The following is an 18366-nucleotide window of genomic DNA, read 5'->3' as shown; positions in this document are numbered from 1 at the left end:
CAGGTGTCGGTTAGGCCAGCAGCATGGTACACCCGGTGCCGAAGCGATGCACGGCGAAAAAAAACCAGGCACGAGGCCTGGTTCTTTGATGGCGCGGACTGACGATTACTCGGCGGTCGGTGCGTTTTCGTCGACGCCGACTTCCGGACGGTCGGTCAGCTCGACGTAGGCCATCGGTGCGTTGTCGCCAACGCGGAAGCCCATCTTCAGGATACGGGTGTAGCCGCCGTTGCGGTTCGCGAAGCGCGGGCCGATGTCGGCGAACAGCTTCTGGACGATTTCACGGTCGCGCAGGCGGGCGAATGCCAGACGCTTGTTGGCCAGGGTGTCTTTCTTGCCCAGGGTGATGATCGGCTCGACGACTTTACGCAGTTCCTTGGCTTTCGGGACGGTGGTCTTGATCGCTTCGTGACGCAGCAGCGAAACAGTCATGTTGCGCAGCATGGCCAGGCGGTGGGACGAAGTACGGTTCAGCTTACGGAGGCCGTGACGGTGACGCATGGTAAATCCTTTCGAGTTTTATATTCCAGTTCTTCGATCGCTCATGCGGATTGCATGAACGCGGACCGGTTCGAAGTTAAATAAACGCCCGCGCCGAATTGCGCGGGCGGGTACTGCAAATTACTTTTCCAGACCAGCCGGCGGCCAGTTCTCGAGTTTCATGCCAAGGGTCAGACCGCGGGAAGCCAGGACTTCCTTGATCTCGTTCAGCGACTTGCGACCCAGGTTCGGGGTCTTCAGCAGTTCGTTTTCCGAACGCTGGATCAGGTCGCCGATGTAGTAGATGTTCTCGGCCTTCAGGCAGTTTGCCGAACGGACGGTCAGTTCCAGATCGTCCACCGGACGCAGCAGGATCGGATCGACCAGCGGAGCGCGCGACGGCGCTTCGGCGGCGGCTTCGGTGCCTTCCAGGGCGGCGAACACGTTCAGCTGGTCAACCAGCACGCGTGCCGACTGGCGGATCGCTTCTTCCGGCGTGATGACGCCGTTGGTCTCGATGTTGATGATCAGCTTGTCCAGGTCGGTACGCTGCTCGACACGGGCCGATTCCACGGCGTACGACACGCGGCGCACCGGCGAGAACGAAGCGTCCAGGATGATGCGGCCGATGGTCTTGTTGGTGTCTTCCGACAGGCGGCGCACGTTGCCCGGCACATAGCCGCGGCCCTTCTCGACCTTGATCTGCATGTCCAGCTTGCCACCGGCGGTCAGGTGAGCGATCACGTGGTCCGGGTTAATCAGTTCGACATCATGCGGCAGGTCGATGTCCGATGCCAGGACGGGGCCTTCGCCTTCCTTCTTCAGGGTCAGCGTCACGGAGTCACGGTTGTGCACCTTGAACACGACACCCTTCAGGTTCAGCAGCAGGTCGACCACGTCTTCCTGCACACCGTCCAGCGACGAGTATTCGTGCACGACGCCGGCGATCGTCACTTCGGTCGGCGCGTAGCCGATCATCGACGACAGCAGCACGCGACGCAGCGCGTTGCCCAGCGTATGGCCATAACCACGTTCGAACGGCTCCATCACGACTTTGGCGTGACCGGCGCCGAGCGCCTCGACATCGATAATACGTGGTTTCAACAGACTGTTTTGCATGAAAGGTCCTTTATCAATACCCTCGGCTCGTTACACCGATAAGGCTGATGGCATCAGTGAAAACGCCCGCCTGTGGTGACAGGCAGGCGGTGCTACGAATTCGGTGTTTTCGACAGGTACGCTTGCACCGTCGTTCCCGCGGAGGCGGGAACCCAAGTTTGCTTGCGTTACGTGAACGCATGCAGAACTTGGGTCCCCGCCTTCGCGGGGATGACAAATCGGGCGGCGCGCCGCCCGATTTGTCAATTAACGCGAGTACAGCTCGACGATCAGTGCTTCGTTGACGTCGGCAGCGATCTCGTTACGCTCCGGGAAGGCGCGGAAGGTGCCTTCCATTTTCTTCGAGTCGACCGAGACCCAGGTCGGCATGCCGACTTGCTCGGCCAGCGACAGCGCTTCGACGATACGGGTCTGCTTCTTGGCCTTTTCGCGGACAGCGACGACGTCGCCGGTCTTGACCTGGTAGGAAGCGATGTTCACGACCTGGCCGTTCACGGTGAAGGCTTTGTGGCTGACCAGCTGGCGCGCTTCGGCGCGGGTCGAGCCGAAGCCCATGCGGTAAGCGACGTTGTCGAGACGGGCTTCCAGCAGCTTCAGCAGGGTTTCGCCGGTGTTGCCCTTGCGGCGCGACGCTTCTGCGAAGTAGCGGCGGAACTGGCGCTCGAGGATGCCGTACATGCGCTTGACCTTCTGCTTTTCACGCAGCTGGTTGCCGTAGTCCGAGGTACGCTGGCCCGACTTGACGCCGTGTTGGCCAGGCTTGACGTCCAGTTTGCACTTGGAGTCGAGCGAGCGACGTGCGCTCTTCAGGAACAGGTCGGTGCCTTCACGGCGCGACAGTTTTGCTTTTGGTCCGATATAACGTGCCACGTTAAACTTCCTTTATTTGAATGATCACGCCCCGGATGCGGTTTCGCTTGATAACAAGTCCGCAACAGGCGCTAGTCCGATTCTGCATGAGACCGGACGTGGCTTACAAAACCCTGGTGTTATGACGATCCAGGGCGACAATAGCCGGGCAGTATAACCCATTTCTGGGTTCACTGCGCCGGCGATTCTTTTACGACGATTACGTCGTGTACCTACAACAGGCGGGCAAGCCCGCCCATCGATTAGATACGACGGCGCTTCGGCGGACGGCAACCGTTGTGCGGCACCGGCGTCACGTCCTGGATCTCGGTGATCTTGATGCCCAGGTTGTTCAGCGCGCGCACAGCCGATTCACGGCCAGGGCCCGGGCCCTTGATGCGCACTTCCAGATTCTTCACGCCGTATTCCTGAGCGACCTTGCCAGCTGCTTCAGCTGCGACCTGCGCTGCAAACGGGGTCGATTTACGCGAACCCTTGAAGCCAGCACCGCCGGAAGTTGCCCACGACAGGGCGTTGCCCTGGCGATCGGTGATCGTGATGATGGTGTTGTTGAACGATGCGTGGACGTGTGCGATGCCTTCGGCGACGTTCTTTTTGACTTTCTTACGGATGCGAGCTGCAGCCGCAGAGCTTTGTTGCTTAGCCATGGTCGGTTCCTAGATTATTTCTTCAGCGATTGAGCGGCCTTGCGCGGGCCCTTGCGGGTACGTGCATTGGTACGGGTGCGCTGACCGCGGACCGGCAGGCCCTTGCGGTGACGCATGCCGCGGTAGCAGCCCAGATCCATCAAACGCTTGATGTTCATGGACAGTTCGCGGCGCAGATCGCCTTCGACCACGAACTTGCCAACCTGCTCGCGCAGCTTTTCCAGTTCGTTGTCGTCCAGGTCCTTGACCTTCTTGTTGGTAGCAACGCCGGTCGCAGCGCAGATCTGCTGCGAACGGGTACGGCCAATGCCGTAGATCGCCGTCAGGCCGATGACGGTGTGCTGATGATTGGGGACGTTGACCCCTGCAATACGTGCCATTCGTTATTCCTCGTATTAACCTTGACGCTGCTTGTGACGCGGTTCGACGCAGATCACACGGACCACGCCCTTGCGCTTGATGATCTTGCAGTTGCGGCAGATCCGCTTGACTGAAGCGTTAACTTTCATTTTTGCACTCTCTTATCAATTCGAAATCAGTTTTTACTTGGTGCGGAACACAATGCGGGCCCGGGACAAGTCGTAAGGGGTCAATTCTACCGTTACCTTGTCGCCAGGTAAAATGCGAATGTAGTTCATGCGCATCTTGCCCGAGATATGTCCCAACACCACGTGCCCGTTTTCCAGCTTTACGCGAAAGGTCGCGTTCGGGAGGTTCTCGAGAATCTCCCCCTGCATTTGGATGACGTCGTCTTTTGCCATTCGGTCTATTCCACTCCTGGGTATCCTCCGTCGCTCAACGCGACGGGATACCGCCCTTGAAATTCGCCTTGCGCAGCAGCGACTCGTATTGCTGCGACATGACGTAGTTCTGTACCTGTGCCATGAAGTCCATGGTCACCACCACTACGATCAGTAGTGAGGTGCCGCCGAAATACACTGGAACTTTCCAGTACGACGTCATGAACTCCGGAAGCAGGCACACCAGGGTGATGTAGACCGCACCGGCGAGGGTCAGGCGCATCAGGATCTTGTCGATGTAGCGCGCAGTCTGCTCGCCCGGACGGATGCCCGGAACGAAAGCGCCGCTCTTCTTCAAGTTGTCCGCCGTCTCCTTGCTGTTGAATACCAGCGCCGTATAGAAGAAGCAGAAGAACACGATCGCCACCGCATACAGCAACGCATGGATCGGCTGACCGGCGCCCAGCGACGCTGCCAGGTCCTTCAGGAACCCGATGAAGGGGCTGGCGGAGTCCTTGCCGCGCGTGAACCAGTCAACGATCGTGGCCGGGAACAGGATGATCGACGAAGCGAAGATCGGCGGGATCACACCAGCCATGTTCAGCTTCAGCGGCAGGTGGCTGGTTTGGCCACCGTAGATCTTGTTACCGACCTGGCGTTTCGCGTAATTCACCAGGATCTTGCGCTGGCCGCGTTCTACGAACACGACCGCGTAGGTCACCAGGGCCACCAGGATCACGATGAAGATTGCGGAAATGCTGCTGATCGAACCTTGCGACACCAGGGTGAACAGATTACCCAGTGCGCTCGGCAGACCGGCTGCGATACCGGCAAAAATGATGATCGAGATACCGTTGCCAAGACCGCGTTCCGTGATCTGCTCACCCAGCCACATGAGGAACATGGTGCCGGTCAGCAGGGTCACGACAGTCACAAGGCGGAACGCCATGCCCGGATCGAGCACGAGGCCTTGCTGAGCTTCCAGCGCGACCGCGATGCCGAACGCCTGGAACAGAGCCAGCACCACCGTGAAGTAACGGGTGTACTGGGTGATCTTACGACGGCCGGCTTCGCCTTCCTTCTTCAGTGCCTCCATCTGCGGCGAGACGATCGACACCAGCTGCATGATGATCGAAGCCGAAATATAAGGCGTGATACCGAGCGCGAACACGGCAAAGCGGGACAAGGCGCCGCCCGAGAACATGTTGAACATGCCAAGGATGCCGCCTTCATTCTGCTTGAACAGCTGGGCCATGGCGACCGGGTCAATCCCGGGGACCGGGATGTGAGCTCCGATACGGTACACGACCAATGCCCCAAGCAGGAACCACAACCGGCCCCAGGGGAAACCGGATGCGGCACTTTTACCAAGTTGTGAATTAGTCGCCAATTTTTGCTCCGATCAGGCAGCGGCCGCGTTTAGGCGACCGAACCGCCAGCTGCTTCGATCGCTGCTTTCGCGCCAGCGGTGGCTTTGATGCCTTTCAGGTTCACCGCTTTGGTGATTTCACCCGACAGGATCACGCGCACGTCGCGAGCGACGACCGACAGCACGCCGGCTTGCTTGAGCACCAGGATGTCGACGTCGCCGACGGCCAGGTTGTTCAGGTCCGACAGACGAACTTCAGCCTTGAACGTAGCGTTCAGGGACTTGAAGCCGCGCTTCGGCAGACGGCGCTGCAGAGGCATCTGACCACCTTCGAAACCGACTTTGTGGAAGCCGCCCGAACGCGATTTCTGACCTTTGTGACCGCGGCCGGCAGTCTTGCCCAGGCCCGAGCCGATACCGCGACCGACGCGACGCTTCGCGTGCTTGGCGCCGTCAGCAGGTTGAATGGTATTGAGTTGCATTGTTTTCTCCGTTAACCAAGCCGCGGCTTAGTCGACAATTTTCACGAGGTAGTTGACCTTGTTGATCATGCCGCGGACCGACGGGGTGTCCTGCAGCTCGGAAACCGAGTTGACACGACGCAGACCCAGACCGCGCACGGTGGCGCGGTGATCCTGACGGGTACCGATCAGGCCTTTGACCAGCTTGACTTTAATGGTGTTTGCCATGGTAATTCCCCTTAACCCAGGATCTCTTCGACCGACTTGCCGCGCTTGGCAGCAATGTCAGCCGGAGTGCTCATCTTCGCCAGACCGTCGAGGGTAGCGCGAACCAGGTTGTACGGGTTCGACGAACCGGTCGACTTGGCGACCACGTCGGTCACGCCCATCACCTCGAAGATAGCGCGCATTGCGCCACCGGCGATCACGCCGGTACCCGGCTTGGCCGGTGCCATCAGGACGCGCGAGGCGCCATGGCGGCCGGTAACGGTGTGCTGCAGGGTACCGTTCTTGAGGGGCACCTTGATCAGGTTGCGGCGGGCTTCTTCCATCGCTTTTTGCACGCCGACCGGAACTTCCTTCGACTTGCCTTTGCCCATGCCGATGCGGCCATCGCCGTCACCGACAACGGTCAGCGCTGCAAAACCCATGATACGACCACCCTTGACCACTTTGGTCACGCGGTTGATCGCGATCATTTTCTCGCGCATGCCATCATCCGGCTTGTCGCTTGCCATTTTCGCTTGCATTTTTGCCATGACGATTCTTCCTTAGAACTTCAGACCGGCTTCACGCGCGGCATCTGCCAGCGCCTTCACACGGCCGTGGTAACGGAAACCCGAACGGTCGAATGCGACTTCGGTGATCCCTGCTTGCAGTGCTTTTTCTGCGACGCGCTTGCCGACCAGTGCGGCTGCAGCAGCGTTGCCGCCAGCACCCGACTTGCCGCCCAGCTCGGCGCGCACTTCTGCTTCCAGCGTCGAAGCCGAAACCAGGACTTTCGCATCCGGGCTGATCAGGTTCGCATAGATGTGCAGGTTGGTGCGATGCACCGACAGGCGGTTCACGCCCAGCTGCGCGATCTTGATGCGGGTTTGGCGTCCGCGACGCAGACGCGATTCTTTCTTGTCCATCGTCAGCTCCGATTATTTCTTCTTGGTTTCTTTAAGCTTAACCACTTCGTCCGCATAACGGACACCCTTGCCCTTATAAGGCTCAGGCGAGCGGTAAGCGCGCACTTCAGCGGCAACTTGGCCGACCTGTTGACGATCGATACCCTTGATCAGGATTTCGGTCGGGGTCGGGGTTGCTGCGGTGACGCCTTCCGGCATCGCGTGCAGAACCGGGTGCGAGAAGCCCAGCGACAGGTTCAGGGCGTTGCCCTGCACAGCTGCCTTGTAGCCCACGCCGACCAGGGTGAGCTTGCGCTCGAAGCCCTTGGTCACGCCGGTCACCATGTTGTTGACCAGGGCGCGCAGGGTACCCGACATGGCGTTCGATTCGCGGGAATCGTTCACGACGTCGAAGGTCAGCGAGCCGTTGTTGTTTTCTACTTTGACCAGACCGTTCAGCGGCTGGGTCAGGGTGCCCAGCGGGCCCTTGACCGTGATCGCCGAAGCGGAGATCTGGACGTCAGTGCCGGCCGGAACGGCGATCGGCATCTTAGCTACTCGAGACATCGTCTACTCCTTAAGCCACGTAGCACAGCACTTCGCCACCGACACCGGTTGCGCGTGCTTTGCGGTCAGTCATCACACCCTTCGGGGTCGAGACGATTGCCACACCCAGGCCATTCATGACCTGTGGGATTTCATCCTTGCCCTTGTAGATGCGCAGGCCAGGACGGGAAACGCGCTCGATGCGCTCGATAACCGGACGGCCAACGTAATACTTCAAACCGATGTTCAGTTCCGACTTGCCACCTTCGGTGGACACGGCGAAATCTTCGATGTAACCCTCGTCCTTCAGGACGTTGGCGATCGCAACTTTCACTTTCGAGGACGGCATCGACACGTTGGTCTTTTGCACGCCTTGTGCGTTGCGGATGCGGGTCAGCATATCGGCGATAGGATCGCTCATACTCATTGCTTATTCTCCTATTACCAGCTAGCTTTGGTCATACCCGGGATTTCGCCTTTCATGGCGAATTCGCGGAGTTTGGTACGGGCCAGACCGAATTTACGGAAAGTGCCACGCGGACGGCCGGTGATGGCGCAGCGGTTACGCTGGCGGCTCGGCGCCGAGTTACGCGGCAGGGCCTGCAGTTTCAGGCGCGCTTCGTATTGCTCTTCTTCCGACTTCGACTGGTCGTTGATGATTGCTTTCAGAGCGGCACGCTTTGGGGCGAATTTCTCCACCAGGTCTGCACGCTTCTTTTCGCGGTTAATCAGTGCAAGTTTTGCCATGCTCTTAGTTCCTGAACGGGAATTTGAAGGCCGCGAGCAGCGCTTTGGCTTCTTCGTCGGTCTTAGCGGTCGTGGTGATCGAGATGTTCATGCCACGCAGCGCATCGATCTTGTCGTAATCGATTTCCGGGAAGATGATCTGCTCTTTGACGCCGATGTTGTAGTTACCACGGCCATCGAACGATTTACCATTGACACCGCGGAAGTCACGCACGCGCGGCAGGGCCACGGTGATGAAACGGTCCAGGAATTCGTACATGCGGTTACCGCGCAGGGTCACCATCGTGCCGATCGGGTAGCCTTCGCGGATCTTGAAACCTGCGATTGCCTTGCGAGCCTTGGTGACGACCGGCTTCTGGCCGGCGATCTTGGTCAGGTCGCCAGTGGCGTGCTCGATGATCTTCTTGTCGGCGACAGCTTCCGACAGACCCATGTTCAGGGTGATCTTGGTCAGGCGCGGCACTTCCATCACCGACTTGTAACCGAATTTCTCGGTCAGCTCGGCGACGACTTTGTCTTTATACAGTTGTTGGAGACGGGCCATTTCTTATTACCCTTTCACTGCTTCGCCGTTCGACTTGAAGACGCGGACTTTTTTGCCATCCACATCTTTGAAGCCTACGCGATCAGCCTTGCCGGTCGCTGCGTTGAACAGCGCGACATTCGACACGTGAATCGGCATGGTCTTGTCGACGATACCACCAGTTACGCCGGTCATCGGGTTCGGCTTGACGGCCTTCTTGGCCACGTTCACGCCCTCAACGATGACGTGCTCAGCATCTACACGCTGCTGAACGACACCGCGCTTGCCCTTGTCTTTACCGGCCAGAACGATGACTTCGTCGTTTTTACGAATCTTATCCATTACGACTCCCTTACAGAACTTCAGGTGCCAGGGACACGATCTTCATGAACTTTTCGGTGCGCAGTTCGCGCGTCACCGGTCCGAAGATACGGGTGCCGATCGGCTCCAGCTTGGCGTTCAGCAGGACGGCGGCGTTGCCGTCGAACTTCACCAGGGAGCCGTCCTGACGGCGCACGCCCTTGGCGGTACGCACAACCACGGCGTTGTAGATTTCACCTTTCTTGACGCGGCCGCGCGGAGCAGCTTGCTTCACGGTGACCTTGATCACGTCGCCAATGCTGGCGTAACGGCGCTTGGAGCCGCCCAATACCTTGATGCACAGAACTTCTTTTGCACCGGTATTGTCGGCCACTTCGAGCCGGCTTTCGGTTTGAATCATGATATTTTCTTTCCCAACTTAAGCCGAAGAAACCCCACGGAAATCCGTAGGCCTGCGGTCAGTCTTGGTCCCGCCGCACCGCCCCTGCTGGGACATGTACGTTTGGGTGATTGGACTTTCCAATTACTTCATTGCAGGCCGCAGTCAATCGCGGGGACACACTGCGGCAACACATGAACGAAGCCCGCTAGTATCTCAGATACCAGCGGGCCTCGCAAGACAAATTTTAAGGCTTAGAGAACCTGTGCTACCTGCACAACACGGGTCAGCGTCCACGCCTTCGTCTTCGAGATCGGACGACCTTCCGAGATCTCGACCGTGTCGCCGGTCTTGGCCTGGTTGGTCTCGTCGTGCGCGTGATACTTGTTCGAGCGCACGATGATCTTGCCGTACAGCGGGTGCTTGACGTGACGCTCGACCAGCACGGTTACCGTCTTGTCCATTTTGTCGGACACGACCTTGCCGACCAGCGTACGCTTCAGCGCCGTTTTAGTGGTGTCGTTCATTTGGCTTCCTTCTGGGTCATCACGGTTTTGACGCGGGCGATATCGCGGCGCACCTTCTTGAGCTGAGCAGTATTGGTCAGCTGCTGCGTTGCGATTTGCATGCGCAGGCCGAACTGTGCCTTCAGCAGCTCATTCAGCTCTTGCTGCAGAGCTGCCTGGTCTTTGCCGCGGAGTTCCGTTGCTTTCATTCTTAACTCCTGTTATTGGCCGACTTGGCGCACCACGAAAGTGGTTGCCAGCGGCAGTTTGGCAGCGGCCAGGCGGAATGCTTCGCGCGCCAGTTCTTCTGCGACGCCGTCCATCTCATACAGGACCTTGCCCGGCTGGATTTCAGCGACGTAGTACTCCGGGTTACCCTTACCGTTACCCATACGGACTTCAGCCGGCTTGTTCGAGATCGGCTTGTCCGGGAAGATACGGATCCAGATACGACCGCCACGCTTGATGTGACGGGTCATGGCACGACGTGCCGCTTCGATCTGGCGGGCCGTGATACGGCCACGGGCAACGGCCTTCAGGCCGAACTCACCGAACGACACAGCGGTGCCGCGGGTGTGCGAAATGCCGGTGTTACGGCCTTTCTGCTCTTTACGATACTTTCTGCGGGATGGCTGCAGCATGCTTATTCTCCTGCTTTCTCAGCAGCCGGCTTGGCAGCGCGGCGGCCTGCTGGTGCGGTACCTGGCTTGGCGCCCGGGCGGCCACGGCCAGCCGGTTTGCCATCGTCACGACGCGGACCGCGCGGCTTCTTCTCGTCGGCCGGCACGTCGATCACCGGAGCTTCGCCCGTCGGCGAGCGGTCGCCCTTGTAGACCCAGACCTTGACACCGATGATGCCGTAGGTGGTCGAGGCTTCGCTGGTGCCGTAGTCGATATCGGCGCGCAGGGTGTGCAGAGGCACACGACCTTCGCGGTACCATTCGGTACGTGCGATCTCGATGCCGTTCAGACGGCCCGACGACATGATTTTGATGCCGACAGCGCCCAGGCGCATGGCGTTCTGCATCGCGCGCTTCATTGCGCGACGGAACATGATGCGCTTTTCGAGCTGCTGGGCGATCGAGTCGGCGATCAGCTGCGAGTCGATTTCCGGCTTGCGGATCTCTTCGATATTGACGTGCACCGGCACGCCCATGATCTTCGCCAGCGAAGTCTTCAGGACTTCGATGTCTTCGCCCTTCTTGCCGATGACGACGCCCGGACGCGACGAATAGATCGTGAAGCGCGCGTTCTTGGCCGGACGCTCGATGACGATGCGGCCGACGGAAGCGTTCTTCAGCTTCTTCTTCAGGAAAGCGCGGGCTTCCAGGTCTTCCTTCAGCATGTCGGCGAAGTTGCCGTTGCCAGCGTACCAGCGCGAGGCCCAGTTACGGGTCACGGACAGGCGGAAGCCGGTCGGGTGGATTTTCTGTCCCATCGTGTGACTCCTTAGTTACCGACAGTCACGTAGATGTGACAGGATTGTTTCGAAATGCGATCACCGCGGCCTTTGGCACGTGCCGTAAAGCGCTTCAGGATCGGACCCTTTTCGACGTAGATCTGAACGACCTTCAGTTCGTCGATGTCGGCACCATCGTTGTGCTCGGCGTTCGCGATTGCGGACTCCAGCACTTTCTTGATGATGGTGGCGCCTTTCTTCGGGCTGAACTGCAGGATGTTCAGCGCGGCGTCGACCTTCTTGCCGCGGATCAGGTCCGCAACCAGGCGGCCCTTCTGCTCCGACAGGCGCACGCCTTTGAGGATAGCTTTAGTTTCCATTATTTCTTCGCCTTCTTGTCAGCGGCATGGCCCTTGAACGTACGGGTCAGGGCGAATTCGCCCAGCTTGTGACCCACCATGTTCTCAGACACATACACCGGCACGTGCACCTTGCCGTTGTGGACGGCGATGGTCAGACCGATGAAGTCCGGAGTGATCGTCGAGCGGCGCGACCAGGTTTTGACTGGCTTCTTGTCTTTGGTCGCTTGCGCGGCTTCGACTTTCTTCACCAGGTGGGCATCGATGAACGGCCCTTTTTTCAATGAACGAGTCATGTTTTATCCCTTATTTCTTGCCGCGGCGCGAGACGATCATCGACGAAGTGCGCTTGTTCGAACGCGTCTTCTTGCCCTTGGTCTGCTGGCCCCATGGCGACACCGGATGACGACCGGCTGCCGTACGACCTTCACCACCACCGTGCGGGTGGTCGATCGGGTTCATGACGACACCGCGGACGGTCGGGCGGACACCGCGCCAACGCATCGCACCGGCTTTACCGATCTTGCGCAGGCTGTGCTCGGCATTGCCGACTTCACCCACGGTGGCACGGCACTCGATGTGCACGCGGCGGACTTCACCCGAACGCAGGCGAACCTGGGCGTAGGTGCCTTCACGTGCCATCAGCACGACGCCGGCGCCGGCGGTACGGGCCATCTGAGCACCCTTACCCGGCAGCATTTCGACGCAGTGCATCACGGTACCAACCGGGATGTTGCGGATCGGCAGGCAGTTACCGGCCTTGATCGGGGCTTCCGCGCCGTTCATGACGGTGTCACCGACAGCAACGCCCTTCGGAGCGATGATGTAGGCACGGGCGCCGTCGGCGTAGCACAGCAGCGCGATGTGGGCGGTACGGTTCGGGTCGTATTCGATACGCTCGACCTTTGCCGGGATGCCGTCCTTGTCGTTACGCTTGAAGTCAACGATACGGTAGTGTTGCTTGTGACCGCCGCCGATGTGACGGGTCGTGATGTGGCCGTTGTTGTTACGGCCAGCGGTCTTCGATTTCTTCTCAACCAGGGCTGCGAACGGGCGACCTTTGTACAGGTCGGCGTTCACAACCTTCACCATGCCGCGGCGGCCTGGGGAGGTTGGCTTCATCTTAACGAGTGCCATTATTTAGCCTCCTCGACAAAATTGATTTCCTGGCCCGGCTTCAGGCACACGAAAGCACGCTTGGTGTGGTTGCGGCGACCGACGAAACGACCCGAACGCTTTTGCTTGCCTTCGCGGTTGACGGTCTGGACCGACTCGACTTCCACCTTGAACAGCAGTTCGACGGCGGCCTTGATTTCCGGCTTGGTCGCATCCGGCAGAACCTTGAACACGATCTGTTCGTTCTTTTCAGCGACGAAGGTCGCCTTTTCGGAAATGACCGGAGCCAGCAGCACCTTCATCAGGCGCTCTTCGCTGAATTTGATTGCGGCGCTCATGCGTACATCTCCTCGATCTTGGCCAGCGCAGCTTTGGTGACCAGGACTTTCTTGTAGAACACCAGCGACATCGGGTCAGCATGCTTCGGCTCGACAACCAGCACGTTCGGCAGGTTGCGCGATGCCAGCAGCAGGTTTTCGTCGATGGTGTCGGTGATCACCAGGACCGATTCCAGGCCCATGCTCTGCAGCTTTTGCGACAGCAGCTTGGTCTTCGGAGCTTCGATGGTCAGGTTCTCGACGACGCTCAGACGCTCTTCGCGGGCCAGCTGCGACAGGATCGAGCACATACCGGCGCGATACATCTTCTTGTTGACCTTGTGCGAGAAGTTCTCGTCAGGCGAGTTCGGGAAGATGCGACCACCACCACGCCACAGCGGCGACGACGACATACCGGCACGGGCGCGGCCGGTGCCTTTCTGGCGCCAAGGCTTCTTGGTGGTGTGGCTGACTTCTTCACGATCCTTCTGCTTGCGGTTACCGCTGCGCGCGTTGGCGGCATAGGCGACCACGATCTGGTGGATCAGTGCTTCGTTGTAATCGCGACCGAAGACTTCATCGGTAGCGTTAACGTTCGAGCCGGCTTGGCCTTGCTCGTTCAGGAGCTTCAGTTCCATCGTTTACGCTCCTTTCTTTGCTTTGACCTTGACGGCCGGCTTGACAACCACTTGGCCGTTCTTGGCGCCAGGAACGGCACCCTTGACCAGCAGCAGTTGACGATCGGCGTCGATACGGGCGATTTCCAGGTTCTGGGTGGTGACAGTGACATCACCCATGTGACCGGTCATGCGCTTACCAGGGAACACGCGGCCCGGATCCTGCGCCATACCGATGGAGCCAGGAACGTTGTGCGAACGCGAGTTACCGTGGGTTTGACGACCCGAAGCAAAGTTGTGACGCTTGATGGTACCGGCGTAGCCTTTACCGATCGAGGTGCCTTGCACGTCGATCTTCTGGCCGACTTCGAACAGCGACACATTGACTGCGTCGCCTGCTTTGAATTCAGCGGCTTGTGCGGCTTCGATGCGGAATTCCTTCAGCAGCGTACCGGCTTCGACGCCAGCTTTGGCGTAGTGACCCGCACTGGCCTTGTTCACGCGCGAGGCGCGACGTTGACCAAATACGACCTGAACAGCGGAGTAACCGTCAGTTTCAGGAGTTTTTACTTGCGCAACACGGTTGTTCGACACGTCCAGCACGGTGACAGGAATCGAATCCCCATCATCCGTGAAGATGCGCATCATGCCAACCTTGCGACCGAGGAGGCCCAGGCTCATTTTTTCTCCATTCCCACCTACGATTGGGCGGGGCTAATTGAACTACAAAAACGCATGGGCAAAAAAAGACTAGCCCATACCGAAGCCGGCTAGTATAGCGCGCGCCTCGAGTAGGCGCAACAGGAGAATGCGGAGATGACGCAGCCCGTTGCGATTTACGCAGTGGTCATGGAGTAGAGAGGAATCTGACCTTGGCGGTCAGCACAGAAAAGGCACACCGCTGCGCCTTTTCTCTACAGGAGCCTGCCATAAAAGCAATCCTGCGATCTGGAAGTCTGGTGGGCGGTGCAGGATTCGAACCTGCGACCCCTTGGATGTCGACCAAGTATTCTAACCAGCTGAACTAACCGCCCGGGGAGCCGCATTATAAGGGCGTCTTTTAGGAAAGCGCAATACCCATCCGTGAAATCTTTTATGCGGACGACATGATGCTATCGTGACATGGGTTATACGCATTCGATGACGAGCACGCTGTACCACGCCATTACAATGCGGCAGGACGAGGCCGCCTATCGCACGGAGCGCCCGGCGGCCATCGTCGCCGAGCACGACGTGACACGCTGGGGCGCGGACTTCCTGGCCGCGGTCGAGCGCGCCCTCCACGACTGTGCTCGCTTCGCACAGGCGGCTTGACAATGCTGCTCATCGATCTGGAAAGGAATGCTGCATGGATGTGATCTTCCTGAATAACACGGTACTGACCTGGCTGACCGCGCTGGGCATCGCGGCCGGCGTGGCGCTCGCGCTGCATCTGGTGAAAACCGTGGTGGTGCACCGGCTGGGCATCATCGCGGCGCGCACCGACACCAAGCTCGACGACATTGCCGTGGCCGCGCTGCAGGGCACCAGGACGCTGGCGATCGCGGTCATGGGCCTGTACGCGGGCAGCACGGTGCTGGCGCTGCCGGTATCGGTCAAACTGTTCGCCACGCGCTTCGCCATCGTGACCGGCCTGATCCAGGCCGCGATCTGGGGCAATACCGCGCTGCGCGCCTGGCTGGCCGAGTACTACGGCAACACCACCACCGATCCGGCGCGCGCGACCTCGGCCGCGGCGGTCGGCTTTATCGCGCGCATGGTGCTGTGGATCGTGATTCTGCTGATGATCCTGGATAACCTCGGCGTGAACATCACGACGCTGGTGGCTTCGCTGGGGATCGGCGGTATCGCGGTGGCGCTGGCGGTGCAGAACATCCTCGGCGACCTGTTCGCCTCGCTCTCCATCGTACTCGACAAGCCCTTCGTGAACGGCGACTTCGTCATCGTCGACAAATACCTGGGCACGATCGAATACGTCGGCCTGAAGACCACCCGCATCCGCAGCCTGGGCGGCGAGCAGCTGGTGTTCTCGAACGCCGACCTGCTCAAGAGCCGGCTGCAGAACATGACGCGGATGAGCCGGCGCCGGGTCGTATTCGGCGTCAGCGTCACCTACGACACGCCGACCGACAAGCTGCGTGCGATTCCGCCGCTGCTGACCGAACTCGTCAAGGCGCGCGAACCGGTCAGCTTCGACCGCGCGCATTTCAGCGGGATCGGGCCGTCGTCGTACAACTTCGAGGTCGTGTACTGGGTCGAGACGCCGGATTACCTGCGCTTCATGGACATCCAGCAGGAGATCTACCTGCAGCTGCTGGACCGCTTCGCCGAGCAAGGCATCGAGCTGGCGTTCCCGACCCAGACCCTGCACGTGCACGATGCGCGCGACCTTGCGGCGCAGGAACGCGCGGGCGTGGTGCCGGTGGAACGCGGCCCGGTGCCGCTGCCGCCGGCGGCCGGCTGAGCGCTCAGGCCACGCGCGCGGTGGAGGCGCGCACCACCAGCGAGCTGGCCAGCGCAATCTTGCGCAGCGGCTCGTGCACGCCACGGATGCGCTCGATCAGCCGGCCGATCGCCTGCCGCGCCATCTCGCGCTTGGGCGGGGCGATCGTGGTCAGCGGCGGCGCCGCATAGCTGGCCGCGCAGATATCGTCATAGCCGACCACCGACAGTTCGCCGGGGATGCGCACGCCGGCGCCGCTGGCGGCGCACAGGCCGCCGATCGCCATCAGGTCGCTGGTGACGAACACGGCGGTCGGGCGGCGCGGCCGCGCCAGCAGGCCGGCGAAGGCGGCGTGGCCGCCGGCGCTGGTGAATTCCACGTGGACGATATCGCCATCCTGCACGGCGATCCCGGCGTCGTGCATGGCGCGCAGGAAGCCGCCGACCCGCTCGCGGCTGCGCGGCAGGTCGGCAGGTCCGGACACGCAGGCGATGGCGCGGTGGCCAAGGTCGATCAGGTGGCGCGTGGCCTGGTAGGCGCCCTCCTCCTGCCCGGTCAGGACCAGGTCCGCATCCAGGCCCGGCAGGGCGCGCTCGATCTGGATGATGGGCACGGAATCGTTGCTCAGCAGCAGGTGGTGCTCGTCGTCGGCGCCGCTGGCGACCAGGACCAGGCCATCGATGCGCCTTTCCATCAGCAGGCGCAGGTAGACGTTCTGCTTATGGGCGTCGCCGTGGGCATTGCAGAGGATGATATGGTAGCCCGACTCGAAGGCCGCATCCTCGATCCAGCGGATCAGCTCGGCAAAATAAGGATTCGAATTGTTCGGCACCAGCACGCCGATGGTGTTGGTCTTGTCGTTCTTGAGGCTGCGGGCGACGGCGCTGGGCACGTAGCGCATCTCGTCGATGATGCCCAGCACCCGGCGGCGCACGTCATCGCTGACGGTGCGCGTATTGTTGATCACGTGCGAGACGGTCGAGATCGAAACTCCGGCCCGTTCCGCCACCTGCTTCATTGTCGCCATCGCGTTCCCCTTGAAGCGCGATTATCGCCGATATGTTTCAAAAGTTACAACACATATTTACCGAGCAGCGCGGGGCGAGCGGGAACACGCTCGACGCCGAAGTGGATCAGACGCACCCGGCTGTTTGTCTTGAGATCAGGACGGGATTCGGCTTATCAAGAGGAGCAGCGCGCACGTCATTGCCGGTACAAAAAGAAACGGGGCCGGCCCGCAAAGCGGTGCCAGCCCCGTGTTCGCCGGCGGATCGGAGTCCGCCAGGCTAAAACCGAATTACTGCAGCTTGATTTCGACGTCGACGCCAGCCGGCAGGTCCAGCTTCATCAGTGCGTCAACGGTCTTGTCGGTCGGGTCCACGATGTCCATCAGACGCTGGTGCGTACGGATTTCGAACTGGTCGCGCGAGGTCTTGTTCACGTGCGGGGAACGCAGCACGTCGAAACGCTGGATGCGGGTCGGCAGCGGGACCGGGCCCTTGACGACGGCGCCGGTGCGCTTGGCGGTGTCGACGATTTCCAGGGCGGACTGGTCGATCAGTTTGTAGTCAAACGCTTTCAGGCGGATGCGGATTTTCTGATTGGACATGCTATTTCCTTTAAAAGAACGTTCCGGCTTGCGCCGGCAATGTGTAAAAGGTGCTTCGGGTACTTCGGTACTGCTCAAGAGGCGGGAGTATATCACCGTTCCCGCTCAAACGGATGGGGACAGCCAGAGAAGTCTGTCCCCATCCGTTGTGCCGGCGGTACGCACCGCCGGCGAATCGACTCATCGAAATTAGGCGATGATCTTGGCAACCACGCCGGCGCCGACGGTACGGCCGCCTTCGCGGATTGCGAAGCGCAGACCTTCTTCCATCGCGATCGGAGCGATCAGCTTGACGGTGATCGACACGTTATCGCCCGGCATCACCATTTCTTTGTCGGCCGGCAGCTCGATCGAGCCAGTCACGTCGGTGGTACGGAAGTAGAACTGCGGACGGTAGTTGTTGAAGAACGGGGTGTGACGACCGCCTTCGTCTTTCGACAGCACGTAGATCTCGCCGGTGAAGTGGTTGTGCGGCTTGATCGAGCCCGGCTTGGCCAGCACTTGGCCACGCTGGACGTCTTCACGCTTGGTACCGCGCAGCAGCAGGCCGACGTTGTCGCCAGCTTGACCCTGGTCCAGCAGCTTGCGGAACATTTCCACGCCGGTGCAGGTGGTCTTCACGGTGTCGACGATACCGACGATTTCGATCTCTTCGCCGACCTTGATGACGCCGCGCTCGACACGAC

33 protein-coding genes and 1 tRNA gene are annotated in these 18366 nt (G+C 60.1%); 2 read left to right on the top strand and 32 right to left on the bottom strand.

All coding sequences use genetic code 11. The features are described 5' to 3' along the window. Positions 1-105 precede the first annotated feature (105 nt). The 29 genes from rplQ to ACI48D_RS10335 all read right to left on the bottom strand — a co-directional run bounded on the left by rplQ (position 106) and on the right by ACI48D_RS10335 (position 14662). Positions 106-501 (bottom strand): 50S ribosomal protein L17, encoded by a 396-nt coding sequence (gene rplQ, locus ACI48D_RS10475; protein ID WP_047826107.1) that lies wholly within the window; start codon positions 499-501, stop codon positions 106-108. A 120-nt stretch (positions 502-621) separates the two neighbouring features. Beyond that, positions 622-1599, bottom strand: a complete 978-nt coding sequence (locus ACI48D_RS10470) for a DNA-directed RNA polymerase subunit alpha (protein ID WP_435571152.1) — start codon at positions 1597-1599, stop codon at positions 622-624. 246 nt (positions 1600-1845) lie between these two features. Beyond that, a complete protein-coding gene (rpsD, locus tag ACI48D_RS10465; RefSeq protein WP_435571151.1) occupies positions 1846-2469 on the bottom strand; it encodes a 30S ribosomal protein S4 in 624 nt (207 codons plus the stop codon). Positions 2470-2711: 242 nt separating this feature from the next. Further along, entirely contained in the window at positions 2712-3116 is a 405-nt protein-coding gene (rpsK, locus tag ACI48D_RS10460) for a 30S ribosomal protein S11 (protein WP_036172227.1), read from the bottom strand. 14 nt (positions 3117-3130) lie between these two features. Further along, positions 3131-3496, bottom strand: coding sequence for a 30S ribosomal protein S13 (gene rpsM / locus ACI48D_RS10455; protein ID WP_047826109.1), 366 nt, complete (start codon positions 3494-3496; stop codon positions 3131-3133). A 15-nt stretch (positions 3497-3511) separates the two neighbouring features. Next, positions 3512-3625 (bottom strand): 50S ribosomal protein L36, encoded by a 114-nt coding sequence (rpmJ, locus tag ACI48D_RS10450; RefSeq protein WP_005663407.1) that lies wholly within the window; start codon positions 3623-3625, stop codon positions 3512-3514. A 33-nt stretch (positions 3626-3658) separates the two neighbouring features. Continuing rightward, positions 3659-3877: a translation initiation factor IF-1 gene (gene infA, locus ACI48D_RS10445; RefSeq protein WP_005663428.1), complete on the bottom strand. Its 219-nt coding sequence runs from the start codon at positions 3875-3877 to the stop codon at positions 3659-3661. 34 nt (positions 3878-3911) lie between these two features. Continuing rightward, positions 3912-5246, bottom strand: a complete 1335-nt coding sequence (gene secY / locus ACI48D_RS10440; protein WP_435571150.1) for a preprotein translocase subunit SecY — start codon at positions 5244-5246, stop codon at positions 3912-3914. Between the two features lie 29 nt (positions 5247-5275). Further along, positions 5276-5707, bottom strand: a complete 432-nt coding sequence (gene rplO / locus ACI48D_RS10435) for a 50S ribosomal protein L15 (RefSeq protein WP_047826111.1) — start codon at positions 5705-5707, stop codon at positions 5276-5278. Between the two features lie 27 nt (positions 5708-5734). Then, positions 5735-5914, bottom strand: a complete 180-nt coding sequence (gene rpmD, locus ACI48D_RS10430; protein ID WP_230023643.1) for a 50S ribosomal protein L30 — start codon at positions 5912-5914, stop codon at positions 5735-5737. An 11-nt stretch (positions 5915-5925) separates the two neighbouring features. Next, positions 5926-6444, bottom strand: a complete 519-nt coding sequence (gene rpsE, locus ACI48D_RS10425; RefSeq protein WP_047826112.1) for a 30S ribosomal protein S5 — start codon at positions 6442-6444, stop codon at positions 5926-5928. Between the two features lie 12 nt (positions 6445-6456). Continuing rightward, on the bottom strand, positions 6457-6819 hold the full coding sequence (gene rplR / locus ACI48D_RS10420; RefSeq protein WP_435571149.1) for a 50S ribosomal protein L18: 363 nt from the start codon (positions 6817-6819) through the stop codon (positions 6457-6459). A gap of 12 nt (positions 6820-6831) precedes the next feature. Continuing rightward, positions 6832-7365, bottom strand: a complete 534-nt coding sequence (gene rplF, locus ACI48D_RS10415; protein WP_435571148.1) for a 50S ribosomal protein L6 — start codon at positions 7363-7365, stop codon at positions 6832-6834. 10 nt (positions 7366-7375) lie between these two features. Then, the gene (rpsH, locus tag ACI48D_RS10410) at positions 7376-7771 is read right to left on the bottom strand and encodes a 30S ribosomal protein S8 (protein WP_230023611.1); all 396 of its coding nucleotides are present in this window, start codon (positions 7769-7771) and stop codon (positions 7376-7378) included. A 14-nt stretch (positions 7772-7785) separates the two neighbouring features. Then, the gene (gene rpsN, locus ACI48D_RS10405; protein ID WP_435571147.1) at positions 7786-8091 is read right to left on the bottom strand and encodes a 30S ribosomal protein S14; all 306 of its coding nucleotides are present in this window, start codon (positions 8089-8091) and stop codon (positions 7786-7788) included. 4 nt (positions 8092-8095) lie between these two features. After that, positions 8096-8635 carry a 50S ribosomal protein L5 gene (gene rplE / locus ACI48D_RS10400; RefSeq protein WP_435571146.1) on the bottom strand — a complete coding sequence of 180 codons (540 nt, stop codon included), beginning with the start codon at positions 8633-8635 and terminating at the stop codon, positions 8096-8098. Between the two features lie 6 nt (positions 8636-8641). Continuing rightward, positions 8642-8956: a 50S ribosomal protein L24 gene (rplX, locus tag ACI48D_RS10395; RefSeq protein ID WP_435571145.1), complete on the bottom strand. Its 315-nt coding sequence runs from the start codon at positions 8954-8956 to the stop codon at positions 8642-8644. 10 nt (positions 8957-8966) lie between these two features. Then, entirely contained in the window at positions 8967-9335 is a 369-nt protein-coding gene (rplN, locus tag ACI48D_RS10390; protein WP_036172202.1) for a 50S ribosomal protein L14, read from the bottom strand. Positions 9336-9568: 233 nt separating this feature from the next. Next, positions 9569-9841 carry a 30S ribosomal protein S17 gene (gene rpsQ, locus ACI48D_RS10385; protein ID WP_435571144.1) on the bottom strand — a complete coding sequence of 91 codons (273 nt, stop codon included), beginning with the start codon at positions 9839-9841 and terminating at the stop codon, positions 9569-9571. Beyond that, on the bottom strand, positions 9838-10029 hold the full coding sequence (gene rpmC, locus ACI48D_RS10380; RefSeq protein WP_056449176.1) for a 50S ribosomal protein L29: 192 nt from the start codon (positions 10027-10029) through the stop codon (positions 9838-9840). The genes rpsQ and rpmC overlap by 4 nt, the downstream gene beginning before the upstream one ends. Positions 10030-10041: 12 nt before the next feature. After that, a complete protein-coding gene (rplP, locus tag ACI48D_RS10375) occupies positions 10042-10461 on the bottom strand; it encodes a 50S ribosomal protein L16 (RefSeq protein WP_005663456.1) in 420 nt (139 codons plus the stop codon). Between the two features lie 2 nt (positions 10462-10463). Then, positions 10464-11258: a 30S ribosomal protein S3 gene (gene rpsC, locus ACI48D_RS10370; protein ID WP_435571143.1), complete on the bottom strand. Its 795-nt coding sequence runs from the start codon at positions 11256-11258 to the stop codon at positions 10464-10466. An 11-nt stretch (positions 11259-11269) separates the two neighbouring features. After that, on the bottom strand, positions 11270-11602 hold the full coding sequence (gene rplV / locus ACI48D_RS10365) for a 50S ribosomal protein L22 (protein WP_171085678.1): 333 nt from the start codon (positions 11600-11602) through the stop codon (positions 11270-11272). Beyond that, positions 11599-11874 (bottom strand): 30S ribosomal protein S19, encoded by a 276-nt coding sequence (rpsS, locus tag ACI48D_RS10360; RefSeq protein ID WP_078034747.1) that lies wholly within the window; start codon positions 11872-11874, stop codon positions 11599-11601. The genes rplV and rpsS overlap by 4 nt, the downstream gene beginning before the upstream one ends. Positions 11875-11884: 10 nt before the next feature. Then, on the bottom strand, positions 11885-12715 hold the full coding sequence (rplB, locus tag ACI48D_RS10355) for a 50S ribosomal protein L2 (RefSeq protein ID WP_435571142.1): 831 nt from the start codon (positions 12713-12715) through the stop codon (positions 11885-11887). Further along, positions 12715-13032, bottom strand: a complete 318-nt coding sequence (gene rplW / locus ACI48D_RS10350; RefSeq protein ID WP_435571141.1) for a 50S ribosomal protein L23 — start codon at positions 13030-13032, stop codon at positions 12715-12717. Before rplW ends, rplB begins: the two co-directional genes overlap by 1 nt. Continuing rightward, entirely contained in the window at positions 13029-13649 is a 621-nt protein-coding gene (gene rplD, locus ACI48D_RS10345; RefSeq protein WP_435571140.1) for a 50S ribosomal protein L4, read from the bottom strand. The genes rplW and rplD overlap by 4 nt, the downstream gene beginning before the upstream one ends. Positions 13650-13652: 3 nt before the next feature. Then, positions 13653-14309 (bottom strand): 50S ribosomal protein L3, encoded by a 657-nt coding sequence (gene rplC / locus ACI48D_RS10340; protein ID WP_379771846.1) that lies wholly within the window; start codon positions 14307-14309, stop codon positions 13653-13655. A 276-nt stretch (positions 14310-14585) separates the two neighbouring features. Continuing rightward, positions 14586-14662: transfer RNA gene (locus tag ACI48D_RS10335), tRNA-Val, on the bottom strand. An 88-nt stretch (positions 14663-14750) separates the two neighbouring features. Between ACI48D_RS10335 and ACI48D_RS10330 the strand changes: the two genes are divergently transcribed. Further along, on the top strand, positions 14751-14942 hold the full coding sequence (locus ACI48D_RS10330; protein ID WP_435571139.1) for a hypothetical protein: 192 nt from the start codon (positions 14751-14753) through the stop codon (positions 14940-14942). Between the two features lie 34 nt (positions 14943-14976). Continuing rightward, positions 14977-16092, top strand: coding sequence for a mechanosensitive ion channel family protein (locus ACI48D_RS10325; RefSeq protein ID WP_435571138.1), 1116 nt, complete (start codon positions 14977-14979; stop codon positions 16090-16092). A gap of 4 nt (positions 16093-16096) precedes the next feature. Here ACI48D_RS10325 and ACI48D_RS10320 read toward each other — a convergent pair whose 3' ends face one another. The 3 genes from ACI48D_RS10320 to ACI48D_RS10310 form a co-directional block, all read right to left on the bottom strand. Then, entirely contained in the window at positions 16097-17098 is a 1002-nt protein-coding gene (locus tag ACI48D_RS10320; protein ID WP_435571137.1) for a LacI family DNA-binding transcriptional regulator, read from the bottom strand. Positions 17099-17368: 270 nt separating this feature from the next. After that, positions 17369-17680: a 30S ribosomal protein S10 gene (gene rpsJ / locus ACI48D_RS10315; protein WP_047826129.1), complete on the bottom strand. Its 312-nt coding sequence runs from the start codon at positions 17678-17680 to the stop codon at positions 17369-17371. Between the two features lie 189 nt (positions 17681-17869). Then, a partial coding sequence (locus tag ACI48D_RS10310) for an EF-Tu/IF-2/RF-3 family GTPase (protein WP_435571136.1) occupies positions 17870-18366 on the bottom strand: 497 nt, incomplete at its 5' end.

The sequence above is a fragment of the Massilia sp. LXY-6 genome (assembly GCF_051233485.1).
Classification (GTDB): Bacteria; Pseudomonadota; Gammaproteobacteria; order Burkholderiales; family Burkholderiaceae_D; genus Telluria.
The sequence above is the reverse complement of the archived record's forward strand: the minus strand, read 5'-3'. Positions and strand labels throughout refer to the sequence as shown.